The organism is Vibrio sp. 10N.286.51.B11 (assembly GCF_041469245.1).
Taxonomy (GTDB): Bacteria; Pseudomonadota; Gammaproteobacteria; order Enterobacterales; family Vibrionaceae; genus Vibrio; species Vibrio crassostreae_C.
In genome coordinates, this window is sequence record NZ_JBFRKI010000012.1 from 1 (window position 1) to 22,572 (window position 22,572).

Consider the following 22,572-nt stretch of genomic DNA (forward strand, 5'->3'; position numbering starts at 1 on the left):
CGAGTTCATAGGGAATCTCGCTTTTAAAAACTAACTTGATTGCAAAATTTGAAACAGAGATAGAAATGAATGTTGAGTGCGGATTCGAACAAGAAGAGTTCTTAAACGTAAAAGCTAAACGTCAGAAACCAAAAAGCCCGAACATTTCTGTTCGGGCTTCTTAATTTGGAGCGATACATCGGGTTCGAACCGATGACCTCAACCTTGGCAAGGTTGCGCTCTACCAACTGAGCTAGTATCGCATTTGCTTTATCGAGATAAAGACTTTAATAGATGGTGCCCCGGGCCGGACTTGAACCGGCACAGCGCGAACGCCGAGGGATTTTAAATCCCTTGTGTCTACCAATTCCACCACCAGGGCACGCAATTCTTTATTGCGATGCCGATTACTGAAAAGTAAAACACCATCTTAATGCTGACGCCAATCAACATTACAAAATTTGGAGCGATACATCGGGTTCGAACCGATGACCTCAACCTTGGCAAGGTTGCGCTCTACCAACTGAGCTAGTATCGCATTTTCATTCAAATTCTTTCTAGAAGAAAGAGAGAATGGAGGCGCCTCCCGGAGTCGAACCGAGGTCCACGGATTTGCAATCCGCTGCATAGCCACTCTGCCAAGGCGCCTTAGTAACTCCAATCGAATCGCTCATTGCCATCCTCTTGGGTACGGGATGCATTCTACGGATTCAGACGATTGAGTCAATATTATTTTTGTATTTTTAATTCGTTTGAATAGATTTCATACGAAACAGGCCAAATAGCTGACTTTATGTTCAAAACACACTGTGAGCGGGTTATTCAAAGGAGATCTATATCACATTAGATATCCACTATTGATAACTTAACCTTAGGTTAAAGATCAAAAAAGCGAGCCTCAGCTCGCTTCTTCATCAATGATGTTTTTCGTCTAACAAATCGTCTTTGGCAGCCATCAAGTATTGTGCCATTGACCAGTAAGTAAGAACGGTGGCGACATACAGTGCAATGTAACCTACCCACACCATCCAGTCGTCGTATCTCCAGATAAGTACCCAAAGAGCGAACATCTGAGAAACCGTTTTGACTTTACCAACCCAAGATACCGCAACACTTGCGCGTTTACCGATTTCAGCCATCCATTCACGAAGCGCTGAAATGATGATCTCACGAGCAATCATGGTCACGGCTGGAATAGTTATCCAAATAGAGTGGTAATGCTCTGTAATCAGGATAAGAGCCGTAGCGACCAACACTTTGTCAGCCACAGGGTCAATGAAGGCACCGAAGCGAGACGTTTGCCCTAACTTACGAGCTAGCATGCCATCTAGCCAATCAGTGAAACCGGCTACCCAAAACACCATCGCAGCAGCGAAAGGAGCCCATTGATAAGGTAGATAGAAAACGACAACGAATACTGGGATCAAAAATAGTCTCAGTAAGGACAAAATGTTAGGTATATTCAAACGCATATTATTGGGCTCTTATTAATTGCGCTTTAATGGTGCGGGATTTTTACTATTGTTTCAATGCTTGATAAATGTTTTCTGCCAAAGAATGACTAATGCCCGGCACTTTGGCTATTTCTTCGACAGTTGCACGCTTAAGTTCTTGTAAGCCACCCATATATTTCAGCAAAGCTTGACGACGTTTAGGTCCTACCCCTTCAATTCCTTCCAAAGCACTGGTTCTGCGCGTTTTACCACGTTTCGCCCTGTGCCCTGCAATCGCATGATTATGGCTCTCATCACGAATGTGCTGGATAAGATGCAGCGCTGGTGCATCGCTAGGTAAATTAAACTCTTCACCTTCAAGGGTTACCAAAGTTTCTAAACCCGGTTTACGCGTCACGCCTTTCGCAATACCCATCATTCTTGGTCTAAACGGCCAATCACCCCAATATTGAGAAATGATCTCATGAGCGCGGTTTAGCTGACCTTTACCACCATCGATAAAGATGATGTCTGGGATCTTGTCGACATCGAGTTGCTTCGAATAACGTCTCTCAAGCGCCTGAGCCATCGCTGCATAATCATCGCCACCTGTAATGCCGGTGATGTTGTAACGACGGTACTCTGGTTTAACCGGGCCTTCTTGATTGAACACCACACACGACGCAATCGTGCTTTCACCCATGGTATGACTGATATCAAAACATTCCATGCGCTTGATAGCATCCATCGACAGCACTTCTTGGAGCTCTTTGAAGCGCTGATTAATCGTCATCTTGTGATTAATCTTGGTGGTAATAGCCGTCAATGCATTGGTATTAGACAATTTAAGGTAACGACCTCGAGTACCTGAAGGGTTGGTATTGAAGTGAATCTTACGACCCGCTACTTCACACAAGGCTTCTTGAATCGGTGTGACATCTTCCATCAAATCGGCATTGAGAATCAAACGGGTTGGGATGGTTCTCGCTTCACTATGCGCAAGATAGTATTGGCTTAAAAAGCTCGAAAAGACCTCTTCTCGCACCGTATTGTTGGGAATTTTAGGGAAATGGCTTCTACTGCCTAAAACCTTGCCTTGGCGAATCATCAAGATATGAATACACGCTACGCCATTCTCTTGAGCAAATCCCAACACGTCCATATCTTCCATTGAATCGTCAGATACGTATTGTTGTTCTTGCACACGTCGAATCGCTTGGATTTGATCACGGAAAGCGGCAGCTTGTTCAAAACGAAGCTCACGGCTTGCCTTGTCCATTTTGTCGATGAGCGTCTCAAGGACTAATTTGTCTTTCCCTTGCAGGAACAGACGAACGTAGTCGATAAGTTCACTGTACTCTTCATCAGAGATGATTGAGCTAACACATGGCGCAGCACAACGACCAATCTGATACATCAAACACGGGCGCGTTCTATTGGCATAAACCGTATCTTCACACTGGCGGGCAGGGAAAATCTTTTGGATTAGGTGTAGCGTCTCACGCACAGCGCCGGAATCAGGGTAAGGACCAAAGTATTCGCCCTTTTTCTTCTTAGCACCACGGTGCATCGACAAACGAGGATGCTTGTGACCGCTAATAAAAATATAAGGGTACGACTTATCATCACGCAAAAGTACGTTGTATTTAGGCAAGTACTGCTTGATGTAGTTGTGCTCAAGAATGAGCGCTTCTGTTTCCGTGTGCGTTACAGTGACATCGATCTTGTCAATATTACTAACTAGAGCGCGTGTTTTTTCACTGTCGACTTTTTTACGGAAATAACTGGAAAGGCGTTTTTTGAGGTTCTTAGCTTTACCGACGTAAATAACGGCAGCCTCGGCGTTATACATTCGATAAACGCCGGGCTGCTCTGTTACTGTCTTGAGGAATGAGACTGAGTCAAACAAGTTGGTCACTATACGATCTCAGTGTTAAAGGGTCTCAGTGTCTAACATTCCATGTCTAATCGCTAAATGCGTCAGCTCTACATCGCCACTGATATCCAGCTTACTGAACAAGCGGTAGCGGTAACTGTTGACTGTTTTAGGACTTAGATTGAGTTGTTCTGAAATATCCGTCACTTTCTGACCTTTGGTAATCATCATCATGATTTGAAGTTCACGTTCAGATAAGTCTGCGAATGGATTTTCAGACGCAGGCGAGAATTGGCTCAAAGCCATCTGCTGCGCAATTTCTGGTGAAATGTATCGTTGGCCACTATTAACCACTCGAATTGCATTTACCATTTCATCCGGACCTGCCCCTTTAGTAAGGTAACCAGCAGCTCCAGCTTGCATCACTTTAGTTGGAAACGGATTTTCCGTATGAACAGTTAAAACGATGATTTTAACATCAGGGTTGAAACGCAAGATCTTCTTGGTTGCTTCTAAGCCACCAATACCAGGCATATTCATATCCATCAAAATAACGTCAGTATTGTTAGTACGACACCATTTTGCAGCATCTTCACCGCTTTCAGCTTCCCCTGCTACGTTCATTCCACGGACGTCTTCAATAATACGTCGTATCCCTGTGCGAACCAGCTCGTGATCATCTACAAGGAAAACATTTATCAAACTTGTATCTCCACACTATTAATTGGCTCTGCAACCACTGTGTCATTTCATCTGTTTGAAACAATTGAACAAAGGAACAGTGGATCGCAGCATTGAGTACATCTTAACTTAATTACTAAAAAAAAGCTCTGTTGAATATGTGCTGAAACACGAACTTTAGCAAGTACTTATTAACAAATAAGCTAACTAAAACAACAAGCTTTTTCTAAAAATCAACCAGTTAAAACAACACCCAATAAAATTACATAAGATAAAGATATTTTCAATACCATTGAATAACCATTCGCGACAATTTCACTTATTTGCTTATAGAGTCCCGTTATTTGCCTCTACTAACTAGAATTTAGTTAGTATTTTTACTGCCTTTTGTGCGCAGAAGGTCGCTAGATGGTAGTATTCGATTCCCCATTTCAATAGGTTACTACATTGGATATTCAGCAAGGCTTTGTACTCACAAGACAAGCAAGAGATTTTTCAGGGCGCACACAAATCGACTTGTGGTTAAGCACCCCTCAAGGCCCTACTCTGCTGACGATTCAAAATGAAAAACCGGTATTTTTTGTCGCTCAATCTGACGTTGAGGCATGTCAGACAATCGCAGCGAAAGAGTCGATCGATTGCCAATTTAAGCCTCTAGAATTAGCCACATTCGAGCAAACACCTCTCGCCGCGTGTTACACCTCACTGTCGAGAAGCAGCTTTGGTTTAGCGCAAGCCTTTCACAACGAAGAAATCCAAACCTTTGAAAGCGATATTCGACTCGCCGATCGATTCTTGATGGAACGTTTTATCAAGGGAAGTATTGAGTTCACCGGATCTGCTGTGCAAAAAAATCAGCATCGTCGAGTCTCAAACGCAAAATGCCGAGCAGGTGATTACTTACCCAGTCTATCTGTGGTCTCGCTTGATATTGAGTGTTCGGAAAAAGGCGTGCTTTATTCAATTGGCCTAGACAGCCCAATGGACAGCCGAGTAATCATGGTCGGCGAAGCACAACAAGCTGAAACCAATATCCAATGGGTTGCCAACGAGAAAGCGCTACTTGAAGCCATGATAGCTTGGTTCTCTGAATTTGATCCTGACATCATCATTGGCTGGAATGTTATCGACTTCGATTTTAGGCTGCTGCACAAACGTTCAGAATGGAACGAAGTGAAGCTCAACATCGGCAGAGACAACCAACCGAGCTTTTTCCGCAGTTCTGCTCAAAATCAGCAAGGTTTTATCACGATTCCGGGGCGCGTTGTCTTGGATGGTATTGATATGCTCAAGACAGCGACCTACCACTTCCGTTCTTGGTCTCTTGAGTCGGTATCGCAAGAGCTGCTTGGGGAAGGCAAAGACATCCATAACGTTCATGACCGTATGGATGAGATAAACCGAATGTTTAAGTTCGATAAACCCTCACTCGCTAAGTACAACCTTCAAGACTGCGTACTGGTAAACAGCATCTTCGAGCACACTCACCTACTCGACTTCGCGATTGAGCGCTCTCGATTAACCGGTGTTGAGCTGGATCGCGTTGGTGGCTCTGTTGCGGCCTTTACTAACTTATATCTGCCTCAAATCCACAGAGCGGGTTATGTCGCACCGAACTTAGAGCCAGAGAATTGGATTGCGAGCCCCGGCGGTTATGTGATGGATTCAATTCCCAATCTGTACGACTCGGTTTTGGTACTCGATTTTAAGAGCCTGTATCCATCGATCATTCGCTCGTTTCTGATTGACCCTATGGGACTAATTGAAGGGTTGAAGCTTGAACTAGGCCCAGCAGAAAACCAAGCCGTTGATGGCTTTCGAGGTGGGCAATTCCACCGCTCTAAACACTTCTTGCCCGAGATGATCGAAAACCTTTGGGCTGCACGTGATGTGGCGAAGAAGAACAACGAGAAAGCGTTCTCTCAGGCGATTAAGATCATCATGAACTCATTCTATGGTGTGTTAGGTTCGTCTGGTTGTCGTTTCTTCGATACCCGGTTAGCGTCTTCAATTACCATGCGTGGACATGAGATCATGAAGCAAACCAAGGTTCTGATCGAAGACAAAGGCTATCAAGTGATTTACGGCGATACCGATTCAACCTTCGTGTCTCTGAACGGCAGTTATGATCAGCAAAAAGCAGACGAGATCGGGAACACACTGGTCGCTTACATCAACGATTGGTGGACGAATCACTTAAAAGAGACCCACAACCTAACCTCAATACTCGAATTGGAATACGAGACTCACTATCGCAAGTTTCTAATGCCGACCATTAGAGGTTCAGAAACCGGCTCGAAGAAACGTTATGCCGGATTAATCACTCAAGGCGATAAAGAAAAGATCATATTTAAAGGGCTTGAGAGTGCACGCACCGATTGGACACCTCTCGCACAGCAATTCCAACAAACCTTGTATGAGATGGTGTTTCACGATCAAGATCCAACCGACTACGTCAGACAGTTTGTTGATGAAACCTCTGCTGGCAAACATGATGATTTATTGGTGTATCAAAAGCGCTTACGCCGCAAATTACATGAATACCAAAAGAACATTCCGCCGCAGGTTCGCGCAGCTCGTATGGCCGATGAGATCAATGCTCAGTTAGGGCGCCCTCTTCAATACCAAAATAAAGGACGCATTGAGTATTTGATTACTCTGAGTGGCCCTGAGCCCAAGGAGTATTTAAAGAGTGGTATCGATTATCAGCACTATATCGACAAGCAGATTAAACCGGTCGCAGAGGCAATACTGCCCTTCATCGGTTTAGACTTTGAAAGAGTTAGTGGGCAGCAGTTGGGTTTGTTCTAGCACTATATTCAATATGCTCTTAAAACGAAAAAAGCAGAGATATGTTCTTCAGCACACTCTGCTTTTTAGTATCAATGGATCGGTTATAAATCTCTATCCGATTCTGAACTCGGTTTTCTGATACTGCTTAATCAACCACTCACCAAAGCCATCAAGAATACCGATCACCGAACGTTTAGGGATTGGTCGACCAGAAAGTAAAATGCCCAACCTTTGGATTTCGACTTCTCGATCTGGGTGATACTTCAAGAACTGTTGGCCACATTCAACAGGATCATCGTACCAATATTTATCGCGGTACATCACCAGTGAGTAACTCGCCCGTAGAAGCTTCTTGGCAATAATCACCTGCGCAGCGACTTGTTGTTCTGGCGTTGTCGCTCGTGCGATCTTGTTGCGATACACCGCCAACCAGTTTTCCGCATCCATATTCCAGTGCTTAGCGATTTCCCAACTTGTTTCAAAATCACCATAGCAGTCTGATAAGTCTTCACCATGCACACACACGGCTAAATGCTTGAGCATAAAACCCCAAGTGAAGATATTGTCGAAATCGACTATCTCACTCACTAAGGTAGTTTTTATCGCCACTTGAGTTACCTGCGGGAAGCTCTTTTGGAAACGCCATTTGATGGTGTTCAACAAAGTGGTTCGTTGGTCAGGAAACGGTCGATGGGTCACCACAACCACATCTAGATTGGAGCGACCAACGACGGCTTGCTTACGAGCCACACTGCCATAAATATAAATACTGTGCAGATTAGATCCTAACCCACCTTTTAGAAAGGTAATCAGATCGTTAACCACAGGTTGAAATTCAGGTTGAAAAGGCTGTGTTGGGTCAATAACAGGTAGCTGCATAGGTCGTTTCGGTAAATAAAATCATGATTTAACTATAACTCTATGATCGCCTAGGTGACTTTATGATTCAAGCTATTCCTATTTATAGCATCTCCGAGATATAATCAGCGGATAGACCCACTAAGGACAAACACAAAATGCCTAGAGCAAGTGAAATTAAAAAAGGTTTTGCGATCGACGTTGATGGTAAAACAATACTAGTTAAAGATATCGAAGTAACAACACCAGGCGGCCGTGGCGGCCAAAAAATTTACCGCTTCCGTGGTAACGATGTAGCAACTGGCGTTAAAACTGAAGTTCGCCACAAGGCTGACGAAATCGTTGAAACTATCGACGTAACTAAGCGTGCAGTAATGTTCTCTTACGTTGACGGCAACGAGTACATCTTCATGGATAACGAAGATTACACACAATTCATCTTCAACGGTGAAACCATCGAAGACGAACTGCTGTTCATAAACGAAGAAACTCAAGGCATGTACGCGATTCTTATCGACGGCAATGCAGCAACACTTGAGCTACCAACTTCAGTTGAGCTTGTTATCGAAGAAACTGACCCTTCAATCAAAGGTGCATCAGCGTCTGCTCGTACTAAGCCAGCTCGTCTGTCTACAGGCCTTACTGTTCAAGTTCCTGAGTACATCGCAACTGGCGACAAAGTTGTTGTGAACACAGCTGAACGTAAATACATGAACCGCGCAAGCTAAGATACTTATTATGACCGAAGCTAACGACCTAATGTCTTACGACGATGCAATTGATACTGCATACGACATCTTTCTAGAGATGGCACCTGATAATCTTGAACCTGCAGACGTGATTCTATTCACAGCTCAGTTTGAAGATCGTGGTGCTGCAGAGCTTGTTGAAACTGGCGATGATTGGGTTGAACATGTTGGCTTTGAAGTCGACAAAGAAATCTACGCTGAAGTGCGCATTGGTCTTGTGAATGAAGCTGATGACGTTCTAGACGACGTATTTGCTCGCATGCTAATCAGCCGTGACCCAGAACATAAGTTCTGTCACATGCTGTGGAAACGTGACTAATACCGCTGTTGACGCTCATCAGCATGAGTAAACAAGTATTCATGTAAGCGAGTTAAAAGTTAGCCGAGCCGATTGCTCGGCTATTTTTATCACGCCATTTCTCATCATGATTACTCACTTTCATCATCAACTTTAGATTCACTGATTATGACCAAAGCAAAAACAGACACACAATCAAAAGGCTATGCCTGCATTGGCCTAGTTAACCCAAAGACGCCTGAAAACGTAGGCTCTGTAATGCGAGCTGCTGGCTGCTACGGCGCCAACTCTGTGTTTTACACTGGCACACGCTACGACCATGCGCGAAAATTCCATACCGACACCAAAGAAAAGCACTTAGCCCTGCCTTTGATTGGTGTTGAAGAGCTGAAAGATATTATTCCAGTAGGCTGCGTGCCGGTTGCTGTTGATCTGATTGAAGGTGCTAAGCCTCTACCTGATTACAAGCACCCACCACGCGCGTTTTACATTTTTGGCCCAGAAGATGGCACGCTAAAGAAAGAAATCACAGATTTCTGTCGTGAGACGATTTACGTTCCGACCAACGGCTGCATGAACCTAGCAGCATCAGTGAATGTAGTGCTTTACGACCGATTAGCGAAAGGCGATAACTTCTCGAATCATAAGTAAATAGAACGAGATACGAGATGAGAAAAGATTTATAGATACGTGTAAACGAGATAAGAGATGCGAAGAGCATGCTTACTGCCGATTATGGCAGTATGTTTTCGATACTCGATTACTCGCATCCCGAATCTTTTATTTCTTCTAGACGTAAAAAAACCTGCTCAATGAGCAGGTTTTTTAGTATTCAGTGCTTTTAGCCAATGAAGCTTTACGCGCAATAAATTACGTAATTACTGACGTGTTCTTGGCTTAGCTGGTTTAGCCGGACGACCGTTGTTCAGTTTAGGCTTACTTTTGTTAGCCTGAGGTTTGCCTTTGTTTGCAGCTGGAGCGCTACGACCTGAATCAGGTGTTGTAGTACCGCGAGTTGCAGGCTTCTTACGCTTAGTTTGGTTGCTACGGCCTTTTGGTGCGTTTGCACGCTCTTCGTGACGCTTAACAGCGCGACGAATTTTTTGGCTACGAGAACGCTCACGCTTACGAGAAGTGTTTGAAGGATCAAGATCCAACAGTGTCTCTTTCTCAGGCTTAAGCTCAACAAGCTCACGCAAGTAGTTAACTTCTTGAAGATCTAGCTCTTTCCAACCGCCACGAGGCAGTTTCTTATCAAGGTAGATATCACCGTAACGTACACGTTTCAGGCGGCTTACTGTTGTTTCTTGTGATTCCCAAAGACGACGAACTTCACGGTTACGACCTTCGTTAATCGCTACATAGAAAGTATGGTTCATACCTTCACCACCAGCGTAAACCACATCTTCAAAACGAGCCATGCCGTCTTCTAGTTGTACGCCACGAGTAACGTTTTTAACTTTCTGCTCAGTCACTTCACCGAATACACGTACTAGGTACTCACGTTCAACCTGACGGCTTGGGTGCATTAGACGGTTTGCAAGCTCACCATCAGTAGTGAAAAGCAAAAGGCCTGATGTGTTTGCATCAAGACGACCAACTGAAATCCAACGAGAACCACGGATCTTAGGTAGACGATCGAAAACAGTACGGCGGCCTTCAGGATCGTGACGAGTACAAAGCTCACCTTCAGGTTTGTAGTAAGCAAGTACACGACAAACCACTTCTTCAGAAGCCTTGCCTGAAACAGTATGGCCATCGATACGGATCACTGAGTTCTCGTCTTCAAGACGCTCGCCCAGTTTCGCAACTTGACCGTTAACACTTACACGACCAGATTTGATTAAACCTTCTAGTTCACGACGAGAACCGTGACCAGCTCGCGCTAAAACCTTCTGTAATTTTTCGCTCATTTACTCTTTTCTACCTAATTGTCGTCTTCACAGACGTCGAATGAATTTTTCGCGACCAAATCGCGGTCGCGTATTATCGCAAATAACCTGCCAAAAAGCACTTGTTATTTACTGTGGCAGGTTTGCTGTATCGTTACAGACTGTTAATCAGTAAAGCGATTATTCAAACGGCGCAGGATCGCCAGCACCACGACGTAGAACCACGGCATCATCGTCACTGAAGTCGATAACCGTCGTCGGTTGCTCACCTAAGTAACCGCCATTCAAAATGACATCAACCGCATGTTCTAGGCTGTCACGAATTTCTTCTGGATCCGACTCTGTAGTCTCGTTACCCGGAAGAATCAGAGACGTCGACATCAGTGGTTCGCCCATCGCTTCCAACAGGTCGAGTGCAATCTTGTTGTCTGGGACACGAATACCAATCGTTTTACGCTTGGCGTTCATCAAACGCTTTGGCACTTCTTTAGTTGCTTTAAAGATAAACGTGTAAGCACCTGGCGTGTGTGCTTTCAGCAGACGGAAAGCCACGTTATCAACGCGTGCATACAGTGATAACTCAGAAAGATCACGGCATAACAAGGTGAAATTGTGCTTGTCATCGATGCGACGAATTTTACAGATACGTTCAAGTGCTTGTTTGTTTTCAAGCTGACAGCCCAGCGCATAACCGGAATCTGTTGGATAAACCACAACGCCGCCATTGCGAATAATCGCAACCGCTTGAGTAATTAAGCGTGCTTGTGGGTTATCTGGGTGTACATAAAAAAACTGGCTCATTGTTGATCCTCGTTATCGAATCTCTCGACTCTATCATCAGAAGGAGCTGGCTCACCTAAAGACTATTCAGATGGTGAAACCGTTTGAAACTCCCAATCTTTCCATACTTCTTCGACCCCAGAAGGTAGCCAGAGATTGCGTCCAAGTTCCATCCACGGAGATGGGTAATGGAAATCACTGCCTTGGGAGGCTAATAGTTTGTATTGTATAGCATAATCCGCGAGTGTGCGTCTTTCTTGTTGCGCTTGCTGAGGTTGAGCTACTTCCATCGCATCCCCTTTCGCTTCAACAAATGCCGCTAGCAGGCGCTTAACCCACTTGGCTGTAAGTCCATATCGCCCAGGGTGAGCGAGTACGGCTTGTCCACCAGCAGCATGAATAGCCGTGACAGCATCACTCATTGAACACCAAGTTGGCGGCACATAACCTGGGTTATTACGAGTAAGAAACTTTTTAAACACCTGCTGCATAGTTTTCGCATAGCCATTGTCGACTAGCCACTTAGCAAAGTGAGCGCGAGTGATTGGTGCATCACCCGCAATCAATTTAACTTCTTCTAACACCCCTTCACGAGTCGCTTTCTCAAGACGGTGAGCGATCATCTCAGCACGCCCAATACGGTGTTGCTTCTGTTGTTCAATGAGCGCTTTGAGTTCTGGTGACTCAGGATCAACGTTTAACCCAACAATATGGATATCTTTGTTTTGCCAAACAGTCGAAATCTCAATGCCGTTTATCAACTGAATAGGAAGGTTGTTATCCGCAATGTAGCTGCGTGCTTCAGCAAGCCCATCAGTCGTGTCATGATCTGTAATCGCTAGCGCTTCGATGTTAAAGCCAAGCGCTCGGTCAATTAGCTCAGGTGGAGTAAGTCGGCCATCTGAGGCTGTTGTATGACTATGTAGATCAATTCTCATATATTCTTTTTCATTGTTTTCAATTTTTATCGTTATATTTGTGTCAACACACTTGACCCGCAAGCAGAAAACTAGTTAACTAGTACACAAATACGAAGTATCACATTTGATAGGTTCACCATGTTACAAGAATTTAACCAAAACCATAAAGATAAAGTTTTAGAACTTTCTTCAGTAGAAGCAAGTTCAGAGCTTAATTGGTGGCGCACTTGGACAAGTTCTTGGTGGGCTAACGTGTACTTCTAATTAAACAGTTTGTTTATAAAAAAGTTATCACTAAGCCCGCTTTAATAGCGGGCTTTTTAATTTGTCGAACATCTCACATTCAACTGACTAACAAATCATCGAATTGACCATATTCTAGATTGGGTGAAAGGTATCTTTATGCGACTATGTACGGCAGGAAATTTAAAGAATCATAAAGGAGGTCTTGTGAACAAGGCCATTGAAATCAAAAAGCTGGGAACCATTGAGGTCATCAATTCCTCAGTTCCTTACTCGCAAGATCCAACCAGCGTTTTTCATACTTTGTGTGAAAACAAAACTGATAGTCTTTTGTTGGAATCTGCCGAGATTGAATCTAAACAGAACCTGACAAGCCTACTCCTTATCGACTCTGCTGTTCGCATCGTATGTCGCGGACATGAAGTAACCTTTCAAGCATTGACTGAAAACGGTCAAGCGCTTATCGAACATCTCACTCAAAACGTGAAAGCAGAAATTAAATCTGACCTTACTGATAACGTTTTGACGCTGACTTTTATCGAACCAAGCAACGAATTAGACGAAGACTCACGTTTAAGAGAAGCCTCTTCATTCGATGCACTGCGTTTGGTTCAGCACAGCTTTGAGCAAGACGCGGATAACAAACACGCATTATTCATGGCGGGCTTATTCGCTTACGACATCGTGGCAAACTTTGAGCCACTAGGTGATGCTGAAGCAACCAACAATTGTCCTGACTTTGTATTCTACGTAGCTGAAACACTATTGCGTTTCGATCACCAAGAGAACGAAGGCCTACTTCACGCGAGCTTATTTGCTCAAGATGACAACATCAAAGCGCAATTAACTGACCGTCTAGCCGACATTCAAACTCAGTGTCAGTCCCTGAAAGCCATCACTGAAGTAACGCCGTTAGACAACGTTGAAGCTGTACCTAGCGTTTCAGATGAAGACTTCTGCCAAACGGTTCGTGATTTAAAAGAGTACGTAGTTAAAGGCGATATATTCCAAGTGGTACCTTCACGCCGCTTCACTCTACCTTGCCCTGCCCCACTGGCGGCTTATAAAGAACTCAAACAAAGCAACCCAAGCCCTTACATGTTCTACATGCAAGACGAGCTGTTTACTCTGTTCGGTGCATCTCCAGAAAGCGCGCTGAAATACGAGACAGAAACCAACCAAATCGAGATCTACCCGATTGCTGGTACTCGTCGTCGTGGTAAGCGCCCTGACGGTCAAATCGATTTCGACCTAGACAGCCGTATCGAGCTTGAACTGCGTACCGACAAGAAAGAAAACGCCGAGCACATGATGCTAGTTGACCTAGCGCGTAACGATGTGGCACGTATTGCCGAAGCTGGCACTCGCCACGTAGCAGACTTACTGAAAGTAGACCGCTACAGCCATGTAATGCACTTGGTTTCTCGTGTTGTTGGTCAGCTCCGTGAAGACTTAGATGCTCTGCACGCTTACCAAGCTTGTATGAACATGGGCACGCTAACGGGCGCACCAAAAATCCGCGCAATGCAGCTTATTCGTGACGTAGAAAAAACGCGTCGTGGTAGCTACGGTGGTGCAGTCGGTTATCTAACCGGTGAAGGGACTCTAGATACTTGTATCGTAATTCGCTCTGCTTACGTTGAAGATGGCGTAGCACAAGTACAAGCTGGCGCTGGTGTGGTATTCGATTCAGACCCACAAGCAGAAGCCGATGAAACTCGCGGCAAAGCACAAGCGGTTATCTCAGCGATTCAAGCAGCTCATACTAAGAACCTAACAAACAAGAAGGAGTCGTAATCATGGCTGATATTGTATTCATCGATAACTTCGACTCGTTCACTTACAACCTTGTAGACCAATTTCGTTCATTAGGTCACAGCGTAAAAATTTACCGTAACAACATTCCTGCAAAAGTAGTTGAAGCGGCGATCAACGAACTAGACAACCCTGTTGCACTGCTTTCACCAGGCCCTGGCGCTCCAGCAGATGCGGGCTGTATGCCAGAGCTGATTCAGCTTCTAAAAGGTAAAGTGCCAATGATTGGTATTTGCTTAGGCCACCAAGCGATTGTTGAAGCCTATGGCGGCACCGTTGCAGGCGCTGGCGAAATCATTCATGGTAAGGTGTCGATGATGGAACACCAAAACCATGCGACTTACCAAGGCTTACCTTCGCCACTGGCTATCGCTCGCTATCACTCTTTAGTGGCAACGCATGTATCTGATAGCCTAACGGTGACAGCTGAAGTCGATGATTTGGTGATGTCTGTGGTTCAAGAACAAGACAAGGTGTGTGGATTCCAATTCCACCCTGAATCAATTATGACGACCTACGGTGCAACGCTTCTAGCAAACGCTATCGAATGGGCTCTTGAGAAACCTCTTCGCCTTGAAAAGACTGGAAAATAGGAAACGATCATGGAACAGATTAATAAACTTTACGAACAGCAGTCTCTTACTCAAGAAGAAAGCCAACAATTGTTTGATGTGATCATCAAGGGGGAACTTGACCCAATCTTGATGGCTTCTGCGCTGACTGCACTAAAAATCAAAGGCGAAACGCCCGATGAGATCGCTGGTGCGGCGAAAGCACTGCTTGCGAATGCAAACCCGTTCCCTCGCCCTGATTACGATTTCGCAGACATCGTTGGTACAGGTGGCGACGGTCACAACACCATTAATATTTCGACGACTTCTGCATTTGTTGCCGCAGCATGTGGCTTAAAAGTCGCGAAGCACGGTAACCGCAGCGTATCGAGCAAATCAGGTTCTTCTGACCTATTGGATTCGTTCGGTATCAACCTAGCGATGACAGCAGAAGACACGCGTACGGCTGTTGATGAACTTGGCGTAGCGTTCCTATTTGCTCCGCAGTATCACGTTGGTGTACGTCACGCGATGCCTGTTCGTCAAACCATGAAAACGCGCACTATCTTCAATATCCTTGGCCCACTGATTAACCCAGCTCGCCCTAACATCGAGCTAATGGGTGTTTACAGCAAAGAGCTTGTACGCCCTATCGCGGAAACCATGCTGCAAATGGGCATGAAGCGCGCGGCGGTTGTTCACGGTAGCGGCCTTGATGAAGTAGCGATTCACGGCGAAACCATGGTTGCTGAAATCAAAGATGGCTCAATTCACGAATACACAGTGACACCAGCAGACTTTGGTTTGAACACTCACCCTCTTGAAGCAATCAAGGGCGGCGAGCCAGAAGAGAACAAAGCCATCACAACCGATATCCTGACGGGTAAAGGCACTGATGCTCAAGTTGGCGCAGTGGCAGTCAACGTTGCTCTACTGATGCGTCTGTTTGGTCACGAAGACCTAAAAGCCAACGCACAGCAAGCAATTGACGCGATGAACTCTGGCAAAGCATACGAGCTTGTACAAAAGCTTGCTGCACACGCCTAACGAACGACGAATCGAGACAAAGAACATGACACAGACTACCGATAAACTTTCGACCCACGTTTCAGTCAAAGAAGCTGAAATGGCGGAAGTATTAGCAAAAATCGTTCGTGATAAATACCAATGGGTTGAAGCACGTAAGCAGACTCAACCATTAGACGAGTTTAAAGCGTCACTAACTGCAACAGACCGCAGCTTTTATGACGCTCTGAGCGGAGAACAAACGGTTTTCATCACTGAATGTAAAAAGGCCTCTCCGTCAAAAGGTTTAATCCGTGACGAGTTTGACCTCGACTACATTGCTTCTGTTTACAACAACCACGCAAACGCGATTTCTGTGCTGACAGACGAGAAGTACTTCCAAGGTGACTTTGAGTTTTTACCTAAAGTTCGCAGCATTGCTAAGCAGCCTATCCTGTGTAAAGACTTCATGGTTGATACCTACCAAGTGTATCTAGCTCGTCATTACTCAGCTGATGCTATCTTGTTAATGCTATCGGTATTAGATGACGAAGAGTACAAAGCGCTGGCGGAAGTCGCTCACTCACTCAACATGGGTGTATTGACCGAAGTCAGCAACGAAGAAGAGCTTCACCGTGCAGTCGCTCTAAACGCTAAGGTGATCGGCATTAACAACCGTAATCTTCGTGACCTTTCGACTGATTTGAACCGTACTAAAGAGTTGGCGCCGCTGATTCGCGAACTGGCTCCAAACGCAGTTGTGATTTCAGAGTCTGGCATCTACACACATCAACAAGTTCGTGACCTTTCAACGTTTGCAGATGGCTTCCTAATCGGTAGCTCTCTAATGGCAGAGAAGAACCTCGAGCTTGCGGTACGCAAAGTAACACTGGGTGAAAACAAGGTGTGTGGTTTAACTCACTCTGACGATGCAGCAAAGGCTTATCAAGCTGGTGCGGTATTCGGTGGTCTGATATTCGTTGAAGCATCTAAGCGTCATGTGGATATCGAAGCGGCTCGTTTGACTATGAGCGGCGCACCTTTGAACTACGTGGGTGTGTTCCAAAACCACAGCGTTACTGACGTTGCGAAAACGGTTTCTGAGCTAGGCCTGTTCGCTGTGCAATTGCACGGTGATGAGTCTCAAGCGTTTGTCGATGAGCTAAAACAGTCACTACCTGAAAGCGTTGAGATTTGGAAAGCTTACGGTGTTGCTTCTGGTGCTGCTTCCGGTGCTAAAAGCTCGCTACCAGAATTACTGGAAAGCAACGTGACTCGTCACCTGCTAGATACTAAAGTGGGTTCTCAAACTGGTGGCACAGGCCAAGTGTTCGATTGGAACCTAATCAACAACCAAAGCGCAATCATGTTGGCGGGTGGCCTAAACCCAGAAAATGCTAACCAAGCCGCTAAGTTGGGTTGCTTAGGATTAGACCTAAACTCTGGCGTTGAATCCGCTCCAGGAAAAAAAGACGCAGACAAACTGCAACGTGCTTTTGCAGCGATTCGCAATTACTAGTCCAAACTCGGCGCTAGAAATTAGAAAGCAGAAACTAAAAACATATTTGTGAGCTTTGCCTTTTGCGAAGCTCAAACAAGATTAAATGACTTGGTGTGAATACACATCAGTAGAATTGAAGGAATAACACAATGGCTAAACTCGATGCCTACTTTGGTGAATACGGTGGTCAATACGTACCGCAGATCCTAGTGCCAGCACTAGACCAACTTGAACAAGCATTTATCGATGCACAAGCCGATCCTGAGTTCCGCAGCGAATTCATGACGCTTCTTCAAGAGTACGCTGGTCGTCCAACGGCGCTAACGCTAGCACGCAACCTAACAAAAGGTACAAAAACCAAACTGTACCTAAAGCGTGAAGATCTACTTCACGGCGGTGCTCACAAGACAAACCAAGTTCTTGGTCAGGCATTGCTAGCAAAACGTATGGGTAAGCAGGAAATCATCGCTGAAACTGGGGCAGGCCAACACGGTGTGGCAACGGCTCTAGCGTGTGCTCTACTAGGTCTTAAGTGTCGTGTATACATGGGTGCAAAAGACGTTGAACGTCAAAGCCCGAACGTGTTCCGTATGAAGCTAATGGGCGCAGAGGTTATCCCTGTTCATTCTGGCTCTTCAACGCTAAAAGATGCATGTAACGAAGCGCTACGTGACTGGTCGGCAACTTATGAAGACGCGCACTACCTATTGGGTACTGCAGCGGGCCCTCACCCATTCCCAACGATTGTTCGTGATTTCCAACGCATGATTGGTGAAGAAACGAAGAACCAAATTCTAGCTCGTGAAGGTCGCCTTCCTGATGCAGTTATCGCGTGTGTCGGCGGTGGTTCAAACGCTATCGGTATGTTCGCGGATTTCATTGAAGAAGAGTCTGTACGCCTAATCGGTGTAGAGCCTGCTGGTAAAGGTATTGATACCGACCAACACGGCGCGCCGCTTAAACACGGTAAAACTGGTATCTTCTTCGGTATGAAAGCACCACTGATGCAAGATGAGAATGGTCAAGTAGAAGAGTCTTACTCTGTATCTGCGGGTCTAGACTTCCCATCAGTTGGCCCTCAACACGCGCACCTAAATGCTATTGGCCGTGCTGAATACGACAACGTAACCGATGACGAAGCACTAGAAGCTTTCCAAGCTATCGCACGTAACGAAGGTATTATCGCAGCGCTAGAGTCATCTCATGCTTTGGCTCATGCAATCAAAATGGCTCACGATGATCCAGAGAAAGAACAGCTATTAGTCGTTAACTTATCTGGCCGTGGTGACAAAGACATTTTCTCTGTACACGACATTCTTAAAGAGAAAGGAGCATTATAATGGATCGCTATCAATCACTCTTCACTCGCTTAGCTGAAAAGAATCAGGGCGCATTCGTACCATTCGTAACAGTTGGCGATCCTAACCCTGAGCAATCGCTTAAGATCATGGAAACTTTGGTTGAAGCGGGTGCAGATGCACTTGAGCTTGGTATTCCATTCTCCGATCCGCTTGCAGATGGCCCGACAATCCAAGGCGCAAATATTCGCGCGTTAGATTCAAAAGTAACGCCAGATGTGTGTTTTGATCTTATTGGTCAAATTCGTGCTAAATACCCAGATCTGCCAATCGGCCTACTGATGTACGCAAACTTGGTGTACGCACGTGGTATCGAGAACTTCTACGAGCGTTGTGCGAATGCAGGTATCGATTCAGTATTGATTGCTGATGTACCAACCAACGAGAGTGGCGAGTTTGTTGCTGCAGCTAAGAAGTTTGGTATTCACCCAATCTTTATTGCTCCACCAACAGCAAGTGATGAGACGCTTCAATCGGTTTCTGAGCTAGGTGGTGGTTACACTTACCTACTTTCTCGTGCTGGCGTAACGGGAGCAGAAACCAAAGCAAACATGCCTGTGACAGCCCTACTTGACCGTTTGAACAAGTTTGATGCGCCACCAGCACTGCTTGGTTTCGGTATCTCTGCTCCTGAGCAAGTAAAAGAAGCCATCGAAGCTGGCGCTGCTGGTGCTATCTCTGGCTCTGCGGTTGTGAAAATCATTGAAAACAACGTTGAACAACCAGAAGCAATGCTTAAAGCACTTGCTGAGTTTGTTACGCCAATGAAAGCGGCAACGCAAAAATAATAAATAGGCTCCCACTAGTGCGATAATTTGCGCTGTGGGAGTTTTTCTCCGAGAACACGTCCAAACCCTCTCAATTGTTAAATTTCTGATAAAAACAACACCTCATACAAACCTGTAGCACACCTATAATACCCCACCAAAACATCACCACCATTTATAAAAATAATGACAAATCAAAAAGCAAACGTTTGCTTTAGTGTGAAAAATCATCAAATGACATTTGATTACTGCTTTTTGGTGTTCTTTCATCTCTGCTCATATTGATAAATGTAAAAGATACGTGTAAAACTTCTCGCGAAATATTAATCCAATGGTACATCGTACATTGGTGAGTAGTTCTGGGATTTTTATATTTAGTAGCACAGAGGTTATGGAAGTGTTAAAAGAAAAGAGTTTACTAAGCAACATCGGCGTTCAAGTCGTTATTGCAATGATCATCGGTACCCTAGTCGGTGCGATGATGGGTGACAGCGCAACTATGTTCGCTCCACTGGGTGCTATCTTCATCAATTTGATCAAGATGCTGGTTATCCCTCTAGTCGCGGTTGCCCTAATTTCAGGTGCTGCTGGTCTAGGCAACAGCTCATCAGCAGGTAAAGTGGGCGTGACCACTCTAGGTTACTTTGCACTAACGTCTGCACTTGCTGTAGCACTAGCGCTAGTAATGGGTGAAATATTCGAACCAGGTCGTGGTATCGATGTTTCTGGCGTTGAAGGCATGTTCTCTTCTGAATACGCTGCGAAAGGTGAACTTCCAACGTTCTGGGCAACCATCACAGGCATGATCCCGACCAACGTTTTCCAATCACTGAATGAAGCAAACATTCTGCAAATTCTAGTTTTCTGCTTATTCTTCGGTATTGCGATTTCTAAACAAGCGAAAGAGAAACGTGACCCTATCATCAATGGCGTAAACGCGATTGTTGACGCTATGGTTTGGATGATCAACAAGGTTATGATCATTGCACCACTTGGCGTATTCGGCCTAATGGCAGAAGCTGTGGGTACATTCGGCTTTGGCGCACTTATGGTTGTGTTCAAACTGTTCGTTGTCTACATCGCTGCGATTCTGATCTTCGGCTTTGTTGCTTACCCGCTAATGATTCAAATCTTCACTAAGACTTCTGCTAAGAAGTTCCTAGTGGCAATGAAGAAGCCTCAAGCGGTTGCACTATCAACAGCCTCTTCAATGGCGACACTGCCAGTAACAATGGAAACGGTAGAGAAAGAACTTGGCGTTCGTAACTCTACGGCTTCATTCGTTCTGCCACTTGGTGCGACGATCAACATGTCTGGTAACGCAATTTACTACGGCCTAGTTGCTATCTTCTTCGCACAGCTGTTCAACATCGACCTGTCTATGGGCGCTTACATTGCTATCATCGTAACGTCGACTCTAGGCGCAGTTGGTCAAGCAGGTGTTCCAGGTCCTTCTTTCCTAGTGGTTGCGGTTCTTCTAGCAGCTGGTATCCCTATTGAAGGTCTACCTCTGTTGTTCGCTCTAGACCGTATCTTCGACATGATCCGTACTGCTCTAAACATCACTGGTGATGCAGCATGTGCAGTCATCGTTGATTCTCTAATCGAAGACGAAGCGAAAGAAGCTGAGCTACAAAAACAGCAAGCGTAATATTAAGCTTCAGTTTGATTGATAAATAAAACCGCCTTCATGAGGCGGTTTTTTTATTAGGTAATGATCGATATTGATTCGGTAAATCTTACCCTTGTCAGGCTAATTGATGAGTCCAAACGCACGAGGCAGAGCCAAACTAATTTCAGGAATAAAAGTAATGGCCAACAGTGTGACGATCAATACGGCACAAAACGGCATGATACTTCTTATAACGTTTTCAATCTTAGAGCCACTGACACTACAACCCACAAATAGCGCCGTACCAACGGGTGGCGTTGCAATGCCAATACATAAGTTGAAGATAATCATCATCGCGAAGTGAATTGGATGCATGCCTAAATGCTCAGCAATCGGCATAAAGATAGGGGTAAAGATCAATACGGCTGGCGTAAGGTCCATAAACATACCCACAATCAGTAGAATCAGGTTCATCAGAATAAAGATGATAATTGGATTGTCTGAAATAGAGAGCATCCAATCACTGATCATGGTTGGTAGACCGGTAAACGCCATTGCCCATGACATAATGGTAGAAGCACCAATCAAGAACAGCATAATGCCAGTAACCTGAACCGTTTCTCTAAAAATTATCGGAAAGTGTGCCCATTTGAGGGTTCGGTAACAGAGTGACAGTATAAAAGAGTATAGAACCGCTATACATGCCCCTTCTGTTGCAGTGAATATACCACCAATAATACCGCCAATAACAACAACAATAAGCCCTAAGCTTGGTGTTGCTTGCCAAACAATATTCAGCACATCTTTCGTTGTGAAGCCGTCATTCGCACTTGTTTTGTAGCCCTTCTTTTTAGCGATGAAATAGGCGACGACCATACAACTTAAGCCCATTAGAATACCTGGGACATACCCTGCGATAAACAACGCCGCAACGGATGTTCCACCCGATACCACTGAAAATACGATCAGTGAATTACTCGGCGGTATTAATAAGCCTGCCGGGCAAGATGCAACGTTTACTGCTGTTGCTAAGTTTTTATCATAACCATCTTTTTCTAATTCTGGGCCTAAGGTTTTACCAACCGCAGCTGCTGCTGCAACGGCTGATCCTGAAACGGCGCCAAACATCATATTGGCGAAGATGTTCACGTGAAAAAGTGAGCCCGGGATCCAACCAACCAAGAGCTTTGCAAGGTTGATGAGTCGACTCGCGATGCCACCTACATTCATTATATTCCCCGCGAGGATAAAGAAAGGGATGGCTAATAAACTGAAACTATCAATACCGGTAATGATTTTTTGACCCGCAGTAATACTGGCGACTTCAAACGGTAAGATGAAATACATGATGGTTAAAGATGACATGGCAATTGCAATCGCAATCGGCATGCTTATCGCGATCATGAATAAGAATAGGCCTAGCAGCCAAACACCAATGGACAAATCCATAATATAGAGTCC

The 22,572-nt window shown here is 45.0% G+C and carries 20 protein-coding genes, 4 tRNA genes and 1 other annotated feature; of the genes, 12 read left to right on the top strand and 12 right to left on the bottom strand.

What is annotated here, in order from left to right; translation table 11 throughout:
• Positions 1-166: 166 nt before the first annotated feature.
• The 7 genes from AB4154_RS06980 to uvrY form a co-directional block, all read right to left on the bottom strand.
• Positions 167-242 (bottom strand) — tRNA-Gly (locus tag AB4154_RS06980).
• Between the two features lie 32 nt (positions 243-274).
• Positions 275-361 (bottom strand) — tRNA-Leu (locus AB4154_RS06985).
• An 80-nt stretch (positions 362-441) separates the two neighbouring features.
• Positions 442-517: transfer RNA gene (locus AB4154_RS06990), tRNA-Gly, on the bottom strand.
• A gap of 36 nt (positions 518-553) precedes the next feature.
• Positions 554-627, bottom strand: a tRNA-Cys gene (locus tag AB4154_RS06995).
• Between the two features lie 266 nt (positions 628-893).
• Positions 894-1,451 (bottom strand): CDP-diacylglycerol--glycerol-3-phosphate 3-phosphatidyltransferase, encoded by a 558-nt coding sequence (gene pgsA / locus AB4154_RS07000; RefSeq protein WP_017061490.1) that lies wholly within the window; start codon positions 1,449-1,451, stop codon positions 894-896.
• 46 nt (positions 1,452-1,497) lie between these two features.
• On the bottom strand, positions 1,498-3,330 hold the full coding sequence (uvrC, locus tag AB4154_RS07005; protein ID WP_029235668.1) for an excinuclease ABC subunit UvrC: 1,833 nt from the start codon (positions 3,328-3,330) through the stop codon (positions 1,498-1,500).
• A 15-nt stretch (positions 3,331-3,345) separates the two neighbouring features.
• The gene (gene uvrY / locus AB4154_RS07010) at positions 3,346-3,990 is read right to left on the bottom strand and encodes a UvrY/SirA/GacA family response regulator transcription factor (RefSeq protein WP_004729778.1); all 645 of its coding nucleotides are present in this window, start codon (positions 3,988-3,990) and stop codon (positions 3,346-3,348) included.
• A 426-nt stretch (positions 3,991-4,416) separates the two neighbouring features.
• Between uvrY and AB4154_RS07015 the strand changes: the two genes are divergently transcribed.
• Positions 4,417-6,780: a DNA polymerase II gene (locus tag AB4154_RS07015; RefSeq protein ID WP_372122589.1), complete on the top strand. Its 2,364-nt coding sequence runs from the start codon at positions 4,417-4,419 to the stop codon at positions 6,778-6,780.
• 93 nt (positions 6,781-6,873) lie between these two features.
• Here AB4154_RS07015 and AB4154_RS07020 read toward each other — a convergent pair whose 3' ends face one another.
• Positions 6,874-7,641: a nucleotidyltransferase gene (locus AB4154_RS07020; RefSeq protein ID WP_050620851.1), complete on the bottom strand. Its 768-nt coding sequence runs from the start codon at positions 7,639-7,641 to the stop codon at positions 6,874-6,876.
• Between the two features lie 137 nt (positions 7,642-7,778).
• Between AB4154_RS07020 and yeiP the strand changes: the two genes are divergently transcribed.
• The 3 genes from yeiP to AB4154_RS07035 all read left to right on the top strand — a co-directional run bounded on the left by yeiP (position 7,779) and on the right by AB4154_RS07035 (position 9,318).
• On the top strand, positions 7,779-8,348 hold the full coding sequence (gene yeiP / locus AB4154_RS07025; protein ID WP_136977872.1) for an elongation factor P-like protein YeiP: 570 nt from the start codon (positions 7,779-7,781) through the stop codon (positions 8,346-8,348).
• A 10-nt stretch (positions 8,349-8,358) separates the two neighbouring features.
• Positions 8,359-8,688, top strand: coding sequence for an HI1450 family dsDNA-mimic protein (locus tag AB4154_RS07030; RefSeq protein ID WP_004741258.1), 330 nt, complete (start codon positions 8,359-8,361; stop codon positions 8,686-8,688).
• Positions 8,689-8,835: 147 nt separating this feature from the next.
• Positions 8,836-9,318 carry an RNA methyltransferase gene (locus AB4154_RS07035; RefSeq protein WP_017061495.1) on the top strand — a complete coding sequence of 161 codons (483 nt, stop codon included), beginning with the start codon at positions 8,836-8,838 and terminating at the stop codon, positions 9,316-9,318.
• Between the two features lie 227 nt (positions 9,319-9,545).
• Here the strand turns inward: AB4154_RS07035 and rluB are convergent, their stop codons facing one another.
• The 3 genes from rluB to rnm form a co-directional block, all read right to left on the bottom strand.
• Positions 9,546-10,580 carry a 23S rRNA pseudouridine(2605) synthase RluB gene (gene rluB / locus AB4154_RS07040; protein WP_017055112.1) on the bottom strand — a complete coding sequence of 345 codons (1,035 nt, stop codon included), beginning with the start codon at positions 10,578-10,580 and terminating at the stop codon, positions 9,546-9,548.
• A gap of 159 nt (positions 10,581-10,739) precedes the next feature.
• A complete protein-coding gene (locus AB4154_RS07045) occupies positions 10,740-11,360 on the bottom strand; it encodes an L-threonylcarbamoyladenylate synthase (protein WP_009848751.1) in 621 nt (206 codons plus the stop codon).
• Between the two features lie 62 nt (positions 11,361-11,422).
• Positions 11,423-12,277, bottom strand: a complete 855-nt coding sequence (rnm, locus tag AB4154_RS07050; protein WP_017061496.1) for an RNase RNM — start codon at positions 12,275-12,277, stop codon at positions 11,423-11,425.
• Between the two features lie 120 nt (positions 12,278-12,397).
• Here rnm and AB4154_RS07055 point away from each other — a divergent pair, with 120 nt between their 5' ends.
• The 8 genes from AB4154_RS07055 (at position 12,398) to AB4154_RS07090 (ending at position 21,150) form a co-directional block, all read left to right on the top strand.
• Positions 12,398-12,523 carry a trp operon leader peptide gene (locus tag AB4154_RS07055; RefSeq protein WP_009848753.1) on the top strand — a complete coding sequence of 42 codons (126 nt, stop codon included), beginning with the start codon at positions 12,398-12,400 and terminating at the stop codon, positions 12,521-12,523.
• Positions 12,470-12,584, top strand: a sequence feature (Trp leader region). It overlaps the preceding gene by 54 nt.
• Before the next feature lie 125 nt (positions 12,585-12,709).
• On the top strand, positions 12,710-14,299 hold the full coding sequence (locus AB4154_RS07060; RefSeq protein WP_372122591.1) for an anthranilate synthase component 1: 1,590 nt from the start codon (positions 12,710-12,712) through the stop codon (positions 14,297-14,299).
• Between the two features lie 2 nt (positions 14,300-14,301).
• On the top strand, positions 14,302-14,910 hold the full coding sequence (locus AB4154_RS07065) for an aminodeoxychorismate/anthranilate synthase component II (RefSeq protein WP_017063544.1): 609 nt from the start codon (positions 14,302-14,304) through the stop codon (positions 14,908-14,910).
• Positions 14,911-14,919: 9 nt separating this feature from the next.
• The gene (gene trpD, locus AB4154_RS07070) at positions 14,920-15,915 is read left to right on the top strand and encodes an anthranilate phosphoribosyltransferase (protein WP_372122593.1); all 996 of its coding nucleotides are present in this window, start codon (positions 14,920-14,922) and stop codon (positions 15,913-15,915) included.
• A 25-nt stretch (positions 15,916-15,940) separates the two neighbouring features.
• Positions 15,941-17,392, top strand: a complete 1,452-nt coding sequence (gene trpCF / locus AB4154_RS07075) for a bifunctional indole-3-glycerol-phosphate synthase TrpC/phosphoribosylanthranilate isomerase TrpF (RefSeq protein ID WP_372073295.1) — start codon at positions 15,941-15,943, stop codon at positions 17,390-17,392.
• 131 nt (positions 17,393-17,523) lie between these two features.
• A complete protein-coding gene (trpB, locus tag AB4154_RS07080; RefSeq protein WP_048613233.1) occupies positions 17,524-18,714 on the top strand; it encodes a tryptophan synthase subunit beta in 1,191 nt (396 codons plus the stop codon).
• Positions 18,714-19,520, top strand: a complete 807-nt coding sequence (gene trpA / locus AB4154_RS07085) for a tryptophan synthase subunit alpha (RefSeq protein WP_017069986.1) — start codon at positions 18,714-18,716, stop codon at positions 19,518-19,520. Before trpB ends, trpA begins: the two co-directional genes overlap by 1 nt.
• Positions 19,521-19,830: 310 nt before the next feature.
• Positions 19,831-21,150 carry a dicarboxylate/amino acid:cation symporter gene (locus tag AB4154_RS07090; protein ID WP_346393668.1) on the top strand — a complete coding sequence of 440 codons (1,320 nt, stop codon included), beginning with the start codon at positions 19,831-19,833 and terminating at the stop codon, positions 21,148-21,150.
• 102 nt (positions 21,151-21,252) lie between these two features.
• Here AB4154_RS07090 and AB4154_RS07095 read toward each other — a convergent pair whose 3' ends face one another.
• Positions 21,253-22,560: a TRAP transporter large permease gene (locus AB4154_RS07095; RefSeq protein ID WP_372115468.1), complete on the bottom strand. Its 1,308-nt coding sequence runs from the start codon at positions 22,558-22,560 to the stop codon at positions 21,253-21,255.
• Between the last annotated feature and the right edge of the window lie 12 nt (positions 22,561-22,572).